The organism is Pseudomonas sp. Irchel s3h14 (genome assembly GCF_900187425.1).
Taxonomy (GTDB): domain Bacteria; phylum Pseudomonadota; class Gammaproteobacteria; order Pseudomonadales; family Pseudomonadaceae; genus Aquipseudomonas.
On sequence record NZ_FYDJ01000003.1, the window covers coordinates 262,910 to 279,878 of the forward strand.

The window sequence follows — 16,969 nt, forward strand, 5'->3', positions numbered from 1 at the left end:
TAAGCGATATGGAGCAAGGAACACCGGGAACGATACGCCGGTATTTTTGTTCCGGGAACAACAAACAAGGCCAGAGCCGAGGGGCTCTGACCTATAGAAAAAATCGGGGATATTTGCAAGTTGAAATGCTCACCAAACATTTCGATTTCAGCTCACTACTTGGTTGCAGTGGCGTCGCTGCGCATGGATAGCGCAATCCGTTCAGCGGTGCCAATCGGAATCTCACCGACCACGGTCACCATCATCTCGCCTTGCGGGGTAGTCAAGCGTCGGGAAACTGCAACGGTCGGCCCCAACTGGGTGCGAGTGTCAGTAATTGTTGCGCCATTCAACGGTTCAAGGAAAACCGAGAAACGGGCCAGACCATCGTCATACATCAGACTGTTGACTTGGGTTTTGGTCTCTGGATCCTTGCGGGAGGTACTGCTGGTCAGCTCGAAACCAGGTGGTAACCAGTCCGAACGCCATACTTGCGCTGCCTTGATTGCAGAAGCCTTGTCGCTGTCGAGGGCAACCGTTTTGCAATCGGCGCCAGGCTGCAAGTCGCTGTCGGACGGACCATCGGTGGTAAGTTGTGTGAACTGGAATCGCTCCAGCAACTGCCCTTTTTCATTCAGAAGCAATGATTTGAGAGGCAGGCCGGTTTCTTTATCCAGATGCAATTCAAAACCGTAGCGGTGTTGATCGCGAGGTTTCAGTGAAACGATTACTGCCGGACGCCCGGCCACACGCGACTTGCCAATGACGGCAAGGTCATACCAATTCTTTAGCTTTTGTGGATCGAGTGCACGAGCTGCGGAGCTAGGAGTATCTCCAAGCCCTGCTATCAGAATGCCGCTGACGCATTGAGTACGCCCATCAATGCGCACGACTTCCTGTGCCGAGCCGTCGAGCTGGAGTAACCGCTCGCGGACCTTGCCATCCTGGACGCGGTGCCAGATGTTGTGGGTAGAAAAACTACCGTTACGCTCGTAGACGAATGTACCGTGAAAGCTTTGCTGTTGCTCGGCTTGGCCCAGACGGGTCAACCAGTCCTGGGCTTCATCAGCATGGGCTGGAACAACAAACCAGCCACCGAGCAGAAGCGTAAGTAGAGGGATGGCGCGCATGATCCTCCTTAACGGTTTTCCAGACTTGCTGCACGAGCGTAAGGCAGAGCGCTCTCAGTACCTTTCAGTGCAGCCTGTTGAGCATGTTGGCGCAAGTAGCCTGGTAGACGCTGATCGTGCCAGCCTGGCTGACCTTGCAATACGCCGTTGGCCATAGGGCCAGTGGCTTCCGAACTCTCATTGTAGCCTGCTAATACAGCTGGACCCTTGACCTGAGGAACGGCCAGACCTGGTTGACTGGATTGTTGAGCCAGTTCGACCCCAGCGATCTCGTCCTGGTTATACAGACGAACACCAGCCAGTACGGCGAGGGTTACCGAAGCAGCGACCGCCAGACGACCCAGGCTGCGCCATGGACCACGGGTGGCTTTTGCAGGTACAGCTTCGTCAGCCAGCGCAGCAGAGACTGCCGCAGCGATATCCAGACGTGGAAGCAGCAAATCCTTGTGCATAACTGCCCGAGCGATTTGATAACGAGCCCAGGTATCACGGGTTTCAACATCGTCAAAGGCATTCAATACCCGACGCAATTCCAATTCGTCCGCTTCGTTATCCATCACTGCGGACAGCGATTCCTGCAGGGCTTCACGACTCATGGCGTTCCTCTCTTGGCTGTCGCCGCTGTCTCAGTTTTCCTGCAACAACGGCTGCAGGGCTTTATCGATGGCTTCCCGAGCGCGGAAAATCCGGGAGCGCACGGTACCCACCGGACACTGCATGACGGCCGCAATGTCCTCGTAACTCAGACCATCGAATTCACGTAAAGTTAAAGCCGTACGCAAATCTTCTGGCAGTTGCTGAATGGTTCGATGGACGGTGCCTTCGATCTCATCCCGCAGCAAAGCACGTTCTGGCGACTCGAGATCCTTGAGGCCATGATCGCCATCGTAGAACTCTGCATCCTCGGAACTGACATCGCTATCCGGCGGCCGACGGCCGCGTGAAACCAGATAGTTTTTCGCCGTGTTGATGGCGATGCGGTAAAGCCACGTATAAAACGCGCTGTCTCCGCGAAAATTTCCAAGTGCACGGTATGCCTTGATAAAGGCTTCCTGCGCCACATCCTGGGCTTCATGGGTGTCGTGCACGAAACGCACGATCAACCCGAGAATTTTGTGCTGGTATTTCAGCACTAGCAGATCGAAAGCTCGCTTGTCGCCGCGCTGAACGCGCTCGACCAGCTGCTGATCCTCTTCCTGGGTTAGCATGAACACTCCTCGATAAGCTCGGAGGAGGCTTGCATAACTAAACAACCAGACTTGCAAACATAGACTCGGGCTTTTCGCAAAAGTTCTCCCCCTCCAAGCAAGTTTCCTGCGGGCTCTGATTTGGCACGCACGAAAAGCGCAGCGCGGGTCAACCCGGCTGCGCGAATAATCTTGTCATCGGATTCGCCGGCAAGGATCAAATCACAGATCCCGCGTTGAAGCCGACACTGTCCCTTGAATCAGGCAACGGTCTATTGATCTTGGGCCTTTGGCAAAAGTTCCAAATATTTATAGCTGCGCAAGACCGACATTGTGCAACCGTGAATAGAAAAAGACTGTTAAATCGTTGATACAGTCGTCTTGTCGCCGAACCGACCGAAAAACCATCCGACGAAGCGTCAGGTATTTTCCGTCACAGTAGTTTCACAATGCCATGTGTGCTCGGCTATTGTGCCGCTCCCCCCCTCTATATACTAGTGGGCTGTGTGGCTGTCTTGACTCGCCGATCCAGGTGTCTTGCGCCAACCCCGACCCGGGTCGCTTTGAGCGGAATCCTGAAATGAGCCAACAGTTTCAACATGATGTTCTGGTCATTGGCAGCGGCGCTGCCGGTTTGAGCCTTGCGCTGACCTTGCCCGGTCATTTGCGCATCGCCGTACTGAGCAAAGGCGACCTCGCCAATGGCTCGACGTTCTGGGCCCAGGGTGGCGTCGCTGCCGTCCTGGATGACACCGACACCGTTGAATCACATGTCGATGACACCCTCAATGCCGGCGGCGGCCTGTGCCACGAAGACGCTGTGCGCTTTACCGTTGAGCACAGTAAAGAGGCGATTCAATGGCTGATCGACCAAGGTGTGCCTTTCACCCGCGATGAACAGTCCGGCACCGAAGATGGCGGATTCGAGTTCCACCTGACCCGCGAAGGCGGTCACAGCCATCGGCGCATCATCCATGCCGCCGATGCCACGGGCGCAGCGATTTTCAGAACCTTGCTCGACAAGGCCAGGCAACGACCGAACATCGAACTGCTGGAACAGCGGGTCGCGGTCGACCTGATCACCGAAAAGCGCCTGGGCCTTGAAGGTGATCGCTGCCTCGGCGCCTACGTCCTCAATCGCGGGACCGGTGAAGTCGACACCTACGCCGCTCGCTTTGTGATCCTCGCATCCGGCGGCGCGGCAAAGGTCTATCTCTATACCAGTAACCCCGACGGCGCCTGCGGTGATGGCATTGCCATGGCCTGGCGTTCGGGCTGCCGGGTGGCGAATCTGGAATTCAACCAGTTCCACCCCACGTGCCTGTATCACCCGCAAGCCAAGAGTTTCCTGATCACCGAAGCCCTGCGCGGCGAAGGCGCACACCTGAAGCTGCCCAACGGCGAACGCTTCATGCAACGCTTCGACCCTCGCGCCGAGCTGGCCCCGCGCGACATCGTCGCCCGGGCCATCGACCATGAAATGAAGCGCTTGGGCGTCGATTGCGTCTATCTGGACATCAGCCACAAGCCGGAAGCGTTCATCAAGACTCACTTCCCGACGGTGTACGAACGCTGCCTCGAATTCTCCATCGACATCACCAAGCAACCGATTCCGGTGGTTCCGGCGGCGCACTACACGTGCGGCGGCGTGATGGTCGATCAACAGGGTCGTACCGACGTGCCGGGGCTATATGCCATTGGCGAAACCAGCTTCACCGGCCTGCACGGCGCCAACCGCATGGCCAGCAACTCGTTACTCGAGTGTTTCGTTTACGCGCGCTCGGCGGCGGCGGACATTCTTGAACAACTGCCGCAGGTTTCGATTCCGATCGCCCTGCCCGTCTGGGATGCGAGCCAGGTCACCGATTCCGACGAAGACGTGATCATTGCGCACAACTGGGACGAACTGCGGCGATTCATGTGGGACTACGTCGGCATTGTGCGCACCAACAAGCGCTTGCAACGGGCACAGCACCGCGTGCGTCTGTTGCTGGATGAAATCGACGAGTTCTATAGCAACTACAAGGTCAGTCGGGATTTGATCGAGCTGCGCAACCTGGCCCAAGTGGCCGAGCTGATGATCCAGTCAGCCATGGAACGCAAGGAAAGTCGCGGCCTGCATTACACCCTCGACTATCCGAACATGCTGCCGGTTGCCCTGGACACTATTCTGGTGCCGCCCACCTACGTCGACTGAACGTGAGCCGAACCCGCAGGCGCCGGTGCAGATCCGTCGCCTGCGAGTCGCGGGGAACGCAGATTGATCTGACCCGCCGCTCGTCTCGCAGTCGAAAACGCAAAACAACGAGCAAAGGTAGCGCCAGGCTGTCCGGTCGTAGCTGCACCGATTGCCAACCCTCCTCCTGATTCCACAACTGCCAGCCATCGGCATTGCGACGCAAGCCGCGAAATGCCCTTGGGTGTGTCAGCAGAATCTGTCGCGGTAACGCCCAAGCGCCGTGAGCCAGACAGCAAAAAGCGCCGAGCAGACTGGCCCAGACCGGTATAGAGAGAAGGCACAGCGAACCCAGCGCGAACAGCTGGGCCAGAAGATACGCCGCCAGCAATTGCCGCGAGGCATGCCAGCGGCATTCGAACGCATTACTTGGGCTGGACACGATCCAGAATCATGCGAACCATGCGCTGAAGCTCCGGATCTTCCGATTCGGCGCGTTCCATGAACCAGCCGAACATGTCCTGATCTTCGCATTCGAGCAGCTTGCGGTAGCAATCGCGGTCGACATCATTGAGGTGCGGATAGACCTCTTTCACGAACGGTACCAGCAACACGTCAAGCTCAAGCATGCCGCGGCGGCTGTGCCAGTAGAGGCGATTCAGTTCAACATCTTCGACCATGGAGCGCTCCTCAAATAGGCGGCAAGTATACAGCCCCAGGCACAGTCGAACACTCGGCTTTGGTCGGCCACCAACGATCCTTTGTGAACTACCCATTTCGAGAGCGCACCCTTATGATGTCCCCCAGACTCTTTACCCTGCGATGACCCATGGCCGATTCTGCTTTTTTCTGCACCCTGTCTCACGAAGGCGTTCTCGCAGTACGCGGCGCGGATGCCGGCAAATTCCTGCAAGGCCAATTGACCTGCAACCTCAATTACCTGAGTGACACCCAGGCCAGCCTCGGTGCCCGCTGCACGCAGAAGGGCCGGATGCAGTCGAGTTTCCGCATCCTGCTGGAAGGCGACGGCGTTCTGATGGCCATGGCCACCGAACTGCTGGAACCGCAACTGGCGGACCTGAAAAAGTACGCGGTGTTTTCCAAATCCAAACTGACCGATGAAAGCGCCGCCTGGGTCCGCTTCGGCGTGGGCCATGGCGATGCGGCACTGATCAGCCTCGGTCTTGATCTTCCGGCCGACACCGACAGCGTCGCGCGCAATGACGGCTTGATCGCCATTCGCGTCTCGCCGGACCGCGCCGAACTCTGGGTCGCCGCCGACCAGGCCGACCTTATCAAGGGCAAGCTGTCCGCGGTATTGGCCGAAGGCGATCTGAATCAATGGCTGTTGGGCCAGATCCGCGCCGGGATCGGTCAGGTCATGCCGAGCACTCGCGAGCTGTTCATCCCGCAGATGCTCAATCTGCAAGCCGTGGGTGGCGTGAGCTTCAAGAAAGGTTGCTACACCGGCCAGGAAATCGTCGCGCGCATGCAGTACCTGGGCAAACTCAAGCGCCGCTTGTATCGCCTGAAACTGGATGCCAACGAGTTGCCTGAACCTGGCACACAATTGTTTTCCCCTACCCACGGCAGCTCGATCGGCGAAGTGGTGCTGGCCGCCAACGCCGGGCAAAACATTGAACTCCTGGCCGTGCTGCAAGCCGAAGCAGCGGAAGGGGGGGATATCCATCTGGGCGCGCTCGAAGGGCCAGCCCTGCACCTGCTCGACCTGCCTTACGAACTGGATCGCGATCGCGAAATCCAGCGTTAACAGCAGCATTTGTCGCAATACCTAGAGAAACGAAATGAGCGAGCTGGCGGAAAAGGTCCAACAGGATTTGGTTGAGGCCATCGATAACGATGACCTGGTTCTGCCAACGTTACCGGAAGTGGCCCTGCAGATTCGCAAGGCCGCTGAAGACCCGGAAATCAGTGTCAGCACCCTGAGCAAAGTGATCGGCCGCGATACCGCGCTGTCGGCGCGTCTGATCAAAGTGGTCAATAGCCCGCTGTTGCGCGCGACCCAGGAAGTCACTGACCTGCACACGGCAATCACTCGATTGGGCATCAATTACAGCAGCAACCTGGCCATCGGTCTGGTCATGGAACAGATTTTCCATGCCCGCTCCGAGGTGGTAGAACAGAAAATGCGCGATGTTTGGCGCAAAAGCCTGGAAATCGCCGGGATCAGCTATGCATTGTGCCGCAGATACACGCAACTCAAGCCCGACCAGGCAGCCCTTGGTGGACTGGTGCACCAGATCGGTGTGTTGCCGATCCTGACCTACGCCGAAGATCACTATGAACTGCTGGCTGACCCGGTCAGCCTCAACCATGTGATCGACCACATTCATCCCCTGCTCGGCGACAAACTGCTCAGGGTCTGGGAGTTTCCGGAAATGCTGGTACAGGTGCCGGGGCTTTATCTGGACTTCAATCGACAGTCCGAGCGGGTCGATTATGTCGATCTGGTGCAAGTGGCCAGCCTGTATTGCCACAAGGACACCGACCATCCTCTCGCGCGCATCGACGCATTCAGCGTGCCGGCGTTCAAAAAGCTGGGGATCGATCCGGAGAACGAGGCGATGTGCCGCGATCTGGAAGAGTCGCGGTCGATGTTTTACTGATCAAGAGACCGCGTCGCACCCTTCGCGAGCAAGCCCGCTCCCACATTCGACCCGGTTCTTCCAAGAGAAATGCGGTCGAATGTGGGAGCGGGCTTGCTCGCGAATGGGCCAGTCCAGACACCACAAAACTACCCGGCGATAAAACTCACCCGCACCTTCAACCCGGCCTGTTCGCCATCGTGCAGGCTGATTTGAGCCAGGTGTGCGCGGCAGATCTCACCGACAATCGCCAGCCCCAACCCCGAACCGGCCACCTGCTGGTTGCGCCGGTAAAAGCGCTCGAATACCCGATCGCGCTCTTCAAGAGGAATGCCTGGGCCATCGTCCTCAACCTCCAACACGGCCGGTGCCGTGACCCGAAGAATCACGTTGCCACCCGACGGCGTGTGCGCCAGCGCGTTATCCACCAGATTGCTCAACAGTTCGTTCAACAGCGTTGGCTCGCCGCGCAACCACACCGGTTCGTCCGCTTCCAGCGCCAGCGCCACACCGCGTGCGTGGGCCAGCGGCGCCATGGCCATGCCGAGTTCGCGCGCCAGCTGACTGAGGTCAAGCAACTGCGCCCCGCCCTCGGCGATGGCCCGGGCACCATTTTCGACCCGTGCCAGCGAGAGCAATTGATTGGCAAGGTGGGTCAATCGGTCCGTGCCTTGGGCGGCGGTTTCCAACGTATTGCGCCAGGTTTCCGGTTCGGTCGAGCGCAAACCCAGCTCCAGTCGTGCCTTCAGCGCCGCCAGGGGAGTACGCAGCTCATGGGCGGCATCGGCGATGAACTGCGCCTGACGCTCGAACTGCCCGCGCAGGCGCTCGGTGAAGTGATTGAGCGCGCGCACCAGTGGCCATAATTCGTGCTGCACTTCCACCAACGGCAACGGCCGCAGATCGTCCGACTGACGCTCTTCCACCGCGGTGCGCAAGCGTTCCAGCGGACGCAACGCGGCGCTGACCGCAAACCACACCAGCAACAACGCACCGATCGCCAGCATGCCCAAACGCAACAGAGTGTCCGCTGCAAGGCTGCGGGCCATGCTGACCCGCGCCTCATCGGTTTCCGCTACGCGGATTTCCGCCATGCCGTTCATGTTCGGCTCGCTCACGGGTTTGAGCAGGCTCACCACGCGTACGTTCTGCCCCTGGTACTTGGCGTTATAGAAACGCGCCAGTGCCGGATAGTCATCGGTGCGCGGGGTTCCCGGCGGCGGTGGCGGCAGATTTTCGTAGCCCGAGATCAGCTTCTGATTGATGTCGTTGACCAGGTAAAAAATCCGTCCCGCACTGTCGTAGGCGAAGGTGTCGAGGGCCACGTACGGCACGTCGGCGCTCAGCGTGCCGTCGCGCTGGGAGACGCCCGCCGCGATGGTCCGCGCCGAGGCTAGCAAGGTCCGGTCATAGGCGGTGTCGGCAGCTTCGCGACCGTTCCAGTAAGCGCTCAAACCACTCGCCAGCATCAACACCACCAGCAACAGCGCCAGATTCCACAGCAACCGCCAGCGCAGGCTGCTGGGCTTATGCATCGCGGCTTTCCAGCAAGTAGCCGAGACCGCGGAAGGTCACGATGACCACCGGTTGGCCGTCGAGCTTTTTGCGCAGGCGATGGACATAGATCTCGATGGCGTCGGGGCTGGCTTCTTCGTCCAGGCCGAATACTTGCGAGGCCAGTTGCTCCTTGCTCATCACTCGACCGGGACGGGCGATCAGGGCTTCGAGCACTGCCTGCTCGCGGGAGGTCAGGGTCAGCAATTCTTCGCCGAGGGTGAAGCGCCGAGTGTCCAGGTCATAGGCCAGTACGCCGCAGCGCTGCAGGCGTTCACCGCCGAGCACACTGCGGCGCAGCAAGGCTTTGACCCGGGCTTCGAGTTCGGTCAGTTCGAAAGGTTTGGCCAGGTAATCGTCAGCGCCGAGGTTCAGGCCGTGGACCCGATCCTTGACGTCGCTGCGGGCGGTCAACATCAACACCGGCAGGTTCTTGCCCCGCGCCCGCAGGCGCGCCAGCACTTCGAAGCCATCCATGCGCGGCAGGCCGACGTCGAGGATCGCCATGGCGTATTCCTCGCTGCTCAACGCCAGGTCGGCCGCCACGCCGTCGTGCAGCACATCCACGGTCAACCCGGTGCTCTTGAGCGCCTGGGCGACACTTTCGGCGAGCTGCAGATGGTCTTCGACGAGCAGAACACGCATGGATCTTTACCTCATTCAGGGATGGTCGACGCCATTCTTTGGCGCGGAGTTTACAGCCGCAACCGCCGCTGTGAAGCCCGAAAACCGTGAAAGTCAGCTGAAAGGTTAGCGAAAGGTTGGCCGGTTAGAGTCCAGCCACGGACAGTTTCGACTGCCCGTCGCTACCGCACATAGCGTACGAAAAACGCCTCGAAGCGTTTTCGCCAATAAGAACAATAAACGGAGTACTTCAAGATGCTGTCCATGCAGCTACAGGCTTGCCCGCCTGCTCGCTTTTCCCGCCTCAGCCACACCGCCCTTGCCAGCGCCGCCGCCCTCGCCGGCTTTTCGCCGTTGAGCCAGGCAGCCTTCTTCGAAGACAGTACGGCAACCCTCGAAACCCGCAACATGTATTTCAACCGCGACTTTCGCGACGGTACCAGCGCCCAGCAATCCAAGCGGGACGAATGGGCTCAGGGGTTCATGCTCAACCTGCAATCGGGTTACACCGACGGCACCGTGGGGTTCGGTGTCGATGCGCTGGGCATGCTGGGGGTCAAACTCGATTCAAGTCCGGATCGCACTGGTACCGGCCTGTTGCCGACCCATGACGACGGTCGCGCGGCGGATGAATATTCCAAGCTCGGCCTGACCGGTAAAGTAAAAATCTCCGCCACGGAACTTAAAATCGGCAGCCTGATTCCGGAACTGCCGATCCTCAAGGCCAACGACGGGCGCATCCTGCCGCAGACCTTCGAAGGCGGCCTGCTGACCTCCAAAGAGATCAAGAACCTGACCTTCACCGGCGGGCGTCTGGAGAAAGCCAAGGACCGCGACAGCACCGACTTCGAGGACATCGCCCTCAACAACAAGAACAGCCGCTTTGCTGGTACCGCAGCCGGCAAGCATTTCGACTTTGGCGGCGTGGACTACAAGTTCACCGACAAGATCACCGGCAGCTACCACTTCGCCCAACTCGATGAGGTCTATAACCAGCACTTCCTCGGCATGGTGGCCTCGGAAAAATTCGGCCCCGGCACTTTCGGCACCGATCTGCGCCTGGCCATCAGTGATGACCAGGGCGCGGCCCGTGGCGGCAATATCGACAACAAATCCCTCAACGGCTTGGTGAGCTACGCCTTGAGCGGGCATAAATTCAGCGCCGGCTATCAGCACATGTCCGGCGACAGCGCGTTCCCTTATGTCGATGGCAGTGACCCGTACCTGGTCAACTTCGTTCAGATCAACGACTTTGCCGGCGCCGAAGAACGTTCCTGGCAGGCACGTTACGACTATGACTTCGCCAAACTCGGCATTCCGGGTCTGAGCTTCATGAGCCGTTACCTGAGCGGCGACAACATCAAGCTCAAGAACGGTGACGAAGGCAAAGAGTGGGAACGCAACACCGAGATCAAATACGTCGTACAAAGCGGCGCGCTCAAGGATGTCGCCGTGCGCCTGCGTAATGCCACTTACCGCTCCAACTACTCCGCTCGCGATGCCGATGAAGTGCGTCTGCTGGTGAGCTATAGCGTTGCCCTTTGGTAAACATCACGTTCAATAACAATAATGAATGCCCGTGGAGACTCAAATGAACTTATCACTGCGTAAAGTTGCTCTCGCCGCCAGCTGTGTACTGTTTGCCAGCCAATTGATGGCCGAACCGAAACGCCCGGAGTGCATCGCCCCGGCCTCGCCAGGCGGCGGTTTCGACCTGACCTGCAAACTGGCGCAAAGCGCGCTGGTGAATCAGAAACTGCTGACCAAACCGATGCGCGTGACCTACATGCCCGGCGGTGTCGGCGCGGTGGCGTACAACGCGGTGGTCGCTCAGCGTCCGGCCGACGCTGGTACGCTGGTAGCGTGGTCCAGCGGTTCGCTGTTGAACCTGGCCCAAGGCAAGTTCGGCCGTTTTGATGAAAATGCCGTGCGCTGGCTGGCGGCGGTTGGAACAAGCTACGGCGCCATCGCGGTGAAAAGCGATTCGCCTTACAAGAACCTGGACGATCTGGTTCAGGCGTTGAAGAAAGATCCGAGCAAAGTGGTGATCGGCTCCGGCGGCACCGTCGGCAGCCAGGACTGGATGCAGACCGCCCTGATCGCCAAGGCTGCCGGGATCAACCCGCGCGACCTGCGTTACGTCGCCCTCGAAGGCGGCGGTGAAATCGCCACCGCCCTGCTCGGCGGCCACATCCAGGTCGGCAGCACCGACATCTCCGACTCCATGCCGCACATCCAGAGCGGTGACATGCGCCTGCTGGCCGTGTTCTCCGAGAAGCGTCTGGACGAGCCGGAAATGAAAGACATCCCGACCGCCAAAGAGCAAGGCTACGACATCGTCTGGCCAGTGGTTCGCGGCTTCTATCTCGGGCCAAAGGTCAGCGACGAAGACTACGCCTGGTGGAAAGACGCTTTCGACAAGCTGCTGGCTTCCGAAGAGTTCGCCAAGTTGCGCGATCAGCGTGAACTGTTCCCGTTCGCCATGACCGGCCCGGAGCTGGACACCTACGTGAAGAAGCAGGTCACGGACTACAAAGTGCTGGCCAAAGAGTTCGGCCTGATTCAGTGATCGCCTCTGTCTAGCGGCTGCGGCCCCCGTTCTGGAGGGCTGCGGCACAGGAGTTTCCCATGCTCTTACAACGCATTTTTGCTTCGATGCTGTTGGTGGCCTGTCTCAGCCTGGTGCTGATGGCCTGGCCCTACCAGGCACCTTTTTCCTACGAACCAATCGGCCCACGAGCCTTTCCCCTGTTGATGCTGGGGCTGATGGGCCTGGGGTTGGTTTACATGGTGTATCGCCCTTCGCCGATCAAACACACCGATGAAGATCCGCCGATGGATCGCGAAACCCTGAACAAAATCGGTATTTGCGTGCTGTTGTTGCTGATCTTTGCCGGGCTGTTCGAACCCCTGGGTTTCATCCTCAGCAGCATGCTGATTGGCATTCCGATGGCGCGCCTGTACGGCGGACGCTGGTTGCCGAGCGCGGTGATCATCAGCCTGATGAGCATCGGTCTGTACCTGCTGTTCGACAAAGTCATGGACGTGCCACTGCCTCTGGGCCTGCTCGACGTTCTGGAGAACTGATATGGATACGCTTGGTTATTTGAGTCACGGCTTCGGCGTCGCATTGACCCCTTACAACCTGGTGACCGCACTCAGCGGCACCCTGATCGGCACCGTCGTCGGCCTGCTCCCCGGCCTGGGTCCGATCAACGGCGTGGCGTTGCTGATCCCGATCGCCTTCGCCCTCGGCCTGCCACCGGAGTCGGCGTTGATCCTGCTGGCCGCGGTTTATCTGGGTTGCGAATACGGCGGCCGGATCAGTTCGATTCTGTTGAACATTCCGGGCGAAGCCTCCACCGTGATGACCACCCTCGATGGCTACCCGATGGCCCGTCAAGGGATGGCCGGGGTTGCGTTATCGCTTTCGGCGTGGAGTTCGTTCATCGGCGCCTTCATTGCGACCTGCGGGATGGTGGTGTTCGCACCGATTCTGGCGAAATGGGCGATTGCCTTCGGTCCGGCGGAATATTTCGTACTGATGGTGTTCGCGATTGTCTGCCTCGGCGGCATGGCTGGCGATCGACCGCTCAAGACGTTTATTGCGGCGCTGATCGGTCTGTTCCTGTCGACGGTCGGCATTGATGCCAACAGCGGTGTCTACCGCTTCACCGGTGACAACATCCACCTCACCGATGGCATTCAGTTCGTGGTGCTGGTGCTGGGTCTGTTCTCGATCAGTGAAATTCTCCTGCTGCTGGAAAAAACCCACCGTGGCCAGGAAGCGTTCCAAGCCACCGGTCGCATGATGTTCAACTTCAAGGAGGCCGCTTCGGTGTTCTGGGTGAACATACGTTGCGGTGTGCTCGGCTTCATCATGGGCGTGCTGCCCGGTGCTGGCGCGACACTGGCCAGCGCCGTGGCTTACATGACCGAGAAACGTATCGCGGGCCCAAGCGGAAAATTCGGACAAGGCGACAAGCGTGGTCTCGCCGCTCCGGAAACCGCCATCGGCGCTGAAGCCTGCGGCGCTCTGGTGCCGATGCTGACGCTGGGTGTTCCGGGTTCGGGCACGACGGCGGTGATGATCGGCGCACTGTCGCTGTACAACATCACCCCTGGCCCTCTGCTGTTTCAACAGCAACCGGACATCGTCTGGGGCCTGATCGCTTCGTTGTTTGTCGCCAACATCATGCTGGTGATCCTCAACATCCCAATGATCCGCATCTTCACCCGCATCCTCGCCGTGCCGAACTGGGCGCTGGTGCCGATGATCGCGATCATTACCGCCATCGGCGTTTTCGCGGTGCATGCCACCACCTTCGACCTGTTCCTGATGATCGGCATCGGCATCTTCGGCTACATTTTGCGTAAGCTGGATTTTCCGTTGTCGCCAGTGTTACTGGGCTTCATCCTCGGAGGCTTGATGGAACAGAACCTGCGCCGAGCCTTGTCGATCTCCAACGGTTCGCTGGAGATTCTCTGGTCGAGCGGGATCACCATGGGTGTCTGGGCGTTGATCGTCGTGATGCTGCTGGTGCCGATCCTGCGGATCTGGCGCAAACGTTCGGTCGCCCGGCGCGTTATCGCCGATGTCTGATCGAACACCCTTCAAAGCCTGGTGGGGAACCCCGCTGGTCGGTCTGCTGGGCGGTTACCTGGCCAGCCAGATCGGCTGGCCACTGCCGTGGATGGTCGGCTCGTTGCTGGCGATCATCCTGGTGCGTTGCCTGACACCCTGGCAATTGGCGGAAATCCCTGGCGGCCGCAAGTGCGGCCAGTGGATTGTCGGCATCGGCATCGGCCTGCACTTCACCCCGGTGGTGATGGAGCAGGTCCTGAGCCACTTCGGTTTGATCTTCTTCGGTGCGTTGGTCACCAGCCTGTCGGCCGTGGTCGGGGTCTGGTTGATGCGGCGTACCGGTGAAGATCGCGCCACCGCGTTCTTTTCCAGCATGCCCGGCGGCTCCGGGGAGATGGTCAACCTCGGCGCGCGTAACGGCGCTGTGCTCAGTCGTGTTGCGGCGGGGCAAAGTCTGCGGGTGTTGGTGGTGGTGCTGTGTGTGCCGGCGGCGTTCAAGTATTTGTTGGGTGACGGTGCGCCGTTGTCCCATGCCACTTCCGTTGACTGGCGCTGGCTGGCGATTCTGTTCCCGGCGGGCGCCCTGCTTGCTTGGGGCTGGCAGCGGTTGCGTCAACCCAATCCGTGGCTGTTCGGGCCGTTGCTGGTGAGTGCGGCGGTGAGTATTGGCTGGGATCTGCACATCAGTTTGCCCAACGGCGGCAGCCAGATCGGCCAATGGCTGATTGGCAGCGGATTGGGGTGTCACTTCAATCGGCAGTTTTTCCGGCGTGCGCCTTCTTTTATGGGGCGGACCTTGATTGGCACGGTGCTGACCATGTTGATCGCCACGCTGGCGGCATTAGGGTTGAGTGCACTGACGCACCTGGATTTGCGTTCGCTGACGTTAGGCATGATGCCCGGCGGGATTGCAGAGATGAGCCTGACGGCGGAGACATTGCAGTTGTCGGTGCCGCTGGTGACGGCGATGCAGGTGATGCGGCTGTTGTTTGTGTTGTTTCTGGCGGAGCCGTTGTTCAAGTATTGGAATCGGGTTCCGGATTCCCCCCGATAGACCGAGTCGCCTCATTCGCGAGCAAGCCCGCTCCCACATTTGACCGAGTTGTCCAGACAGACTCGGTCAAATGTGGGAGCGGGCTTGCTCGCGAAGGGGCCCTTTCGGTCAACGCATCAAACCGGAGGCAATCGCCACTCGATCGGCGTTTCGCCATTCTGCTCCAGATACTTATTGGTGCGACTGAAGTGCCCGCACCCTAGGAAGCCGCGATAGGCGGACAACGGTGACGGATGCACCGACGTCAGCACCAGGTGCTTGGTGGCATCAATCAGTTTCTGCTTGCTCTGGGCATGCGCGCCCCACAGCAGGAACACCAGATGTGGCTGGTGTTCGCTGACCACTTCGATAATCCGATCGGTAAAGTGCTGCCAGCCTTTGCCCGCATGAGCGTTGGCGTTGGCGCGTTCCACGGTCATGGTGGTGTTGATCATCAGCACGCCTTGGTCAGCCCAGCTTTGCAGGCAACCGTGGCTCGGGATGTCGATGTTCAGATCGCGTTTCAATTCTTTATAGATGTTCACCAGCGACGGCGGCGCCGGTACGCCCGGTTGCACCGAGAAGCACAAGCCATGGGCCTGTCCCGGGCCGTGGTACGGGTCCTGGCCGAGGATGACGACTTTGACTTTATCCAGCGGCGTCGAATTGAGCGCGTTGAAAATCATCGGTCCTGGAGGGTAGATTTCCTTGCCTGCCGCGCGCTCCTCTTGCAGGAAGTCGCGCAACTCTGCCATGTAGGGCTGGTCGAATTCGGCACGCAGTGCCTCCTTCCAGCTCGGTTCGAGTTTGATACGGTCGTCAGCAGTCATGGTCACATCCGGCAAAAACAATGGGGCGAACCCTAGGAAAGCCCATCACGCTTGTCAATTGATCTGACGCAGATCCGGCACTTTCCTACATAGCGATCATACTGAACGCTCAAATTCCCGATCGAGGTCACGATGAATCTGCACTTCGAAGAACTCACCGGCACCGACGGCGCACGCATCGGAGTCGCCAGCCTGGATGCCGAAAAGTCCCTCAATGCCCTGTCCTTGCCGATGATCAACGCCTTGCGCGATCAACTGGACGTCTGGGCCAAAGAACCGCAAATCGTCTGCGTCGTGCTGCGCGGCAACGGTGCCAAAGCCTTTTGCGCCGGTGGCGAAGTCCGCAGCCTGGTGGAAGCCTGTCGCGCTCATCCCGGCGAAGTGCCGCCGTTGGCCGCGCATTTCTTTGCGGCGGAATATCGCCTGGACTTCAATCTGCACACTTACCCTAAACCACTGATCTGCTGGGGGCATGGTTATGTGCTCGGCGGCGGCATGGGGCTGCTGCAAGGGGCGGGCATCCGGATTGTTACGCCGAGCAGCCGTCTGGCGATGCCGGAGATCAGTATCGGTTTGTACCCGGATGTCGGGGCCAGTTGGTTTCTGTCTCGCCTGCCCGGCAAGCTCGGATTGTTTCTCGGCCTGACCGGCGCCCATATAAACGGTCGCGATGCGATCGATCTCGACCTGGCCGACCGTTTCCTGCTCGATGAACAGCAGGAAGAGCTGATGGAAGGCCTGCTGCAGTTGAACTGGCAGGAACAGACGCCGATGCAGCTGAACAGCCTGCTCAAGGCCTTGCAGCAGGAAGCGCTCGCGCAAATACCCGAAGCCCAGTGGTTACCGCGACGCCAGCAGATCGATGAGCTGCTGGATGTCAGTGACGTGCGCTGCGCCTGGAAGGCCATCAGCCAGCTGCGCGACAACACGGATCTGCTGCTCAGCCGTGCTGCGAAAACCATGAGCGAAGGCTCGCCCCTGACCGCTCATCTGGTGTGGGAACAGATCGCCCGCGCCCGGCACATGTCGCTGGCTCAAGTCTTTCAGATGGAATACACCATGAGCCTCAACTGTTGCCGTCATCCTGAGTTCAGCGAAGGCGTGCGCGCACGATTGATCGACAAGGATCAAAAACCACATTGGCACTGGCCAGACATCAATAATCTGCCGGATGCAGTGGTAGACGCGCATTTCCACAAGGCCTGGGAGGGCCGGCATCCACTGGCCGATCTGTAGGAATACTGAAATCCGGGCATAAAAAAGCG

General features: G+C 59.4%; 17 protein-coding genes. 9 read left to right on the plus strand and 8 right to left on the minus strand.

Features of this window, described 5'->3' with window-relative positions; translation table 11 throughout:
- Positions 1 to 155: 155 nt before the first annotated feature.
- Genes CKW16_RS07880 through rpoE form a run of 3 tightly spaced genes read right to left on the minus strand, consistent with a single transcriptional unit; the run spans position 156 to position 2,317 of the window.
- Positions 156 to 1,109 carry a MucB/RseB C-terminal domain-containing protein gene (locus CKW16_RS07880; RefSeq protein WP_095127929.1) on the minus strand — a complete coding sequence of 318 codons (954 nt, stop codon included), beginning with the start codon at positions 1,107 to 1,109 and terminating at the stop codon, positions 156 to 158.
- An 8-nt stretch (positions 1,110 to 1,117) separates the two neighbouring features.
- Positions 1,118 to 1,705, minus strand: coding sequence for a sigma-E factor negative regulatory protein (locus CKW16_RS07885; protein ID WP_046055719.1), 588 nt, complete (start codon positions 1,703 to 1,705; stop codon positions 1,118 to 1,120).
- Positions 1,706 to 1,735: 30 nt separating this feature from the next.
- Positions 1,736 to 2,317, minus strand: coding sequence for an RNA polymerase sigma factor RpoE (gene rpoE / locus CKW16_RS07890; RefSeq protein ID WP_007944079.1), 582 nt, complete (start codon positions 2,315 to 2,317; stop codon positions 1,736 to 1,738).
- Positions 2,318 to 2,876: 559 nt separating this feature from the next.
- On the opposite strand from rpoE, the gene nadB reads away from it, so the two are divergent.
- Complete coding sequence (gene nadB / locus CKW16_RS07895; protein WP_095127930.1) at positions 2,877 to 4,493, plus strand: L-aspartate oxidase; 1,617 nt, start codon at positions 2,877 to 2,879, stop codon at positions 4,491 to 4,493.
- Here nadB and CKW16_RS07900 read toward each other — a convergent pair.
- The gene (locus CKW16_RS07900; RefSeq protein WP_095127931.1) at positions 4,462 to 4,914 is read right to left on the minus strand and encodes a protein YgfX; all 453 of its coding nucleotides are present in this window, start codon (positions 4,912 to 4,914) and stop codon (positions 4,462 to 4,464) included. The genes nadB and CKW16_RS07900 overlap by 32 nt on opposite strands.
- Positions 4,898 to 5,152 carry a succinate dehydrogenase assembly factor 2 gene (locus tag CKW16_RS07905; RefSeq protein WP_007944081.1) on the minus strand — a complete coding sequence of 85 codons (255 nt, stop codon included), beginning with the start codon at positions 5,150 to 5,152 and terminating at the stop codon, positions 4,898 to 4,900. The genes CKW16_RS07900 and CKW16_RS07905 overlap by 17 nt, the downstream gene beginning before the upstream one ends.
- Positions 5,153 to 5,301: 149 nt before the next feature.
- Here CKW16_RS07905 and CKW16_RS07910 point away from each other — a divergent pair, with 149 nt between their 5' ends.
- Both CKW16_RS07910 and CKW16_RS07915 read left to right on the plus strand, forming a co-directional pair.
- Positions 5,302 to 6,243, plus strand: coding sequence for a folate-binding protein YgfZ (locus tag CKW16_RS07910; RefSeq protein WP_095127932.1), 942 nt, complete (start codon positions 5,302 to 5,304; stop codon positions 6,241 to 6,243).
- 34 nt (positions 6,244 to 6,277) lie between these two features.
- Positions 6,278 to 7,099, plus strand: a complete 822-nt coding sequence (locus CKW16_RS07915; protein ID WP_046046131.1) for an HDOD domain-containing protein — start codon at positions 6,278 to 6,280, stop codon at positions 7,097 to 7,099.
- Positions 7,100 to 7,227: 128 nt separating this feature from the next.
- Here the strand turns inward: CKW16_RS07915 and CKW16_RS07920 are convergent, their stop codons facing one another.
- Together CKW16_RS07920 and CKW16_RS07925 are read right to left on the minus strand one after the other, a co-directional pair.
- On the minus strand, positions 7,228 to 8,613 hold the full coding sequence (locus tag CKW16_RS07920) for a sensor histidine kinase (RefSeq protein ID WP_095127933.1): 1,386 nt from the start codon (positions 8,611 to 8,613) through the stop codon (positions 7,228 to 7,230).
- Positions 8,606 to 9,277, minus strand: coding sequence for a response regulator (locus tag CKW16_RS07925; protein ID WP_008153060.1), 672 nt, complete (start codon positions 9,275 to 9,277; stop codon positions 8,606 to 8,608). The genes CKW16_RS07920 and CKW16_RS07925 overlap by 8 nt, the downstream gene beginning before the upstream one ends.
- A 234-nt stretch (positions 9,278 to 9,511) precedes the next feature.
- Here CKW16_RS07925 and CKW16_RS07930 point away from each other — a divergent pair, with 234 nt between their 5' ends.
- Genes CKW16_RS07930 through CKW16_RS07950 form a run of 5 tightly spaced genes read left to right on the plus strand, consistent with a single transcriptional unit; the run spans position 9,512 to position 14,895 of the window.
- Positions 9,512 to 10,804 (plus strand): OprD family porin, encoded by a 1,293-nt coding sequence (locus CKW16_RS07930; RefSeq protein WP_095127934.1) that lies wholly within the window; start codon positions 9,512 to 9,514, stop codon positions 10,802 to 10,804.
- Between the two features lie 43 nt (positions 10,805 to 10,847).
- Positions 10,848 to 11,825, plus strand: a complete 978-nt coding sequence (locus tag CKW16_RS07935) for a tripartite tricarboxylate transporter substrate binding protein (RefSeq protein ID WP_095127935.1) — start codon at positions 10,848 to 10,850, stop codon at positions 11,823 to 11,825.
- A 59-nt stretch (positions 11,826 to 11,884) separates the two neighbouring features.
- The gene (locus CKW16_RS07940; RefSeq protein ID WP_095127936.1) at positions 11,885 to 12,343 is read left to right on the plus strand and encodes a tripartite tricarboxylate transporter TctB family protein; all 459 of its coding nucleotides are present in this window, start codon (positions 11,885 to 11,887) and stop codon (positions 12,341 to 12,343) included.
- A gap of 1 nt (position 12,344) precedes the next feature.
- Positions 12,345 to 13,859 (plus strand): tripartite tricarboxylate transporter permease, encoded by a 1,515-nt coding sequence (locus tag CKW16_RS07945; protein WP_095127937.1) that lies wholly within the window; start codon positions 12,345 to 12,347, stop codon positions 13,857 to 13,859.
- A complete protein-coding gene (locus tag CKW16_RS07950) occupies positions 13,852 to 14,895 on the plus strand; it encodes an AbrB family transcriptional regulator (protein ID WP_095127938.1) in 1,044 nt (347 codons plus the stop codon). The genes CKW16_RS07945 and CKW16_RS07950 overlap by 8 nt, the downstream gene beginning before the upstream one ends.
- A gap of 116 nt (positions 14,896 to 15,011) precedes the next feature.
- Here CKW16_RS07950 and ung read toward each other — a convergent pair whose 3' ends face one another.
- Positions 15,012 to 15,704 carry a uracil-DNA glycosylase gene (gene ung / locus CKW16_RS07955; RefSeq protein ID WP_095127939.1) on the minus strand — a complete coding sequence of 231 codons (693 nt, stop codon included), beginning with the start codon at positions 15,702 to 15,704 and terminating at the stop codon, positions 15,012 to 15,014.
- Between the two features lie 132 nt (positions 15,705 to 15,836).
- On the opposite strand from ung, the gene CKW16_RS07960 reads away from it, so the two are divergent.
- Positions 15,837 to 16,940, plus strand: coding sequence for an enoyl-CoA hydratase/isomerase family protein (locus CKW16_RS07960; protein ID WP_095127940.1), 1,104 nt, complete (start codon positions 15,837 to 15,839; stop codon positions 16,938 to 16,940).
- Positions 16,941 to 16,969: the final 29 nt, after the last annotated feature.